This window comes from Psychrobacter sp. 1Y4, from assembly GCF_051847555.1.
Window position 1 is genome coordinate 1 of sequence record NZ_JBPYDE010000545.1, and the last position, 711, is coordinate 711.

Annotated in this window: 1 protein-coding gene; it reads left to right on the forward strand. The window is 43.5% G+C overall.

The window, feature by feature from the left end; all coding sequences use genetic code 11:
* A partial coding sequence (locus ACS8FC_RS17470; RefSeq protein WP_439297718.1) for a hypothetical protein occupies positions 1-270 on the forward strand: 270 nt, incomplete at its 5' end.
* Positions 271-711 lie beyond the last annotated feature (441 nt).

A 711-nucleotide genomic window follows, 5' to 3' on the forward strand; every position in this document is an offset into this window, starting at 1 on the left:
ACGGTTGGGTTGGTTGCAGGCGTGCTTGCGCTCAGTGCGTGTAGTAAAGACGAAACACCGATGGAGACGCAAGCGGACACGACTGTCGATGCCCAAACCAGCGTTGAAGAGAATGCAACCGCGACTGCGAGCAGCTCTGATGATATCGCTGTTGCTAGCGCTGATGACGGTATGGCTGTCAGTACAGGCGACGATGTGGCAGTGGCAACCGCTGATGATGCAGAAGTGCTGGATGGTACGGAAGATTCAGAACATGTATCGACGTACTAAGTTTTATGGCGCGCTAAACGCTATAATAGTGTGTTGGTCAATATAGCGTTATCAGATAAAACAACGTCCGGTACGCGAAAGTGATAAAATAAAGCCCAGAGCGATAAATGCAGTCTGGGCTTTTTTAGGTCAACTGTTTGTAGCGACGTTATTATTGATGAGTAGCGGCTAGTATCAACTAACTGACTGGTTAAACACAAGATTTGCCTTTTTGCTTTGGAATAAGAGACAATATGGCATTTTTTCTTTGCCTACTTAGGCATAGTACTATCACGATAATGCTATAGATGCTGATACTATATAGCCCTTATTTATAATATACAGCTCTTATTTATTTTTATTCGTGTTTTCACTCATATTTATTGGAAGTCTGCTGAACCATGCTTGATACTGCAAAAAAACCGACTCGGCCTATCGCCTTAGACTTACAAGACATCCATA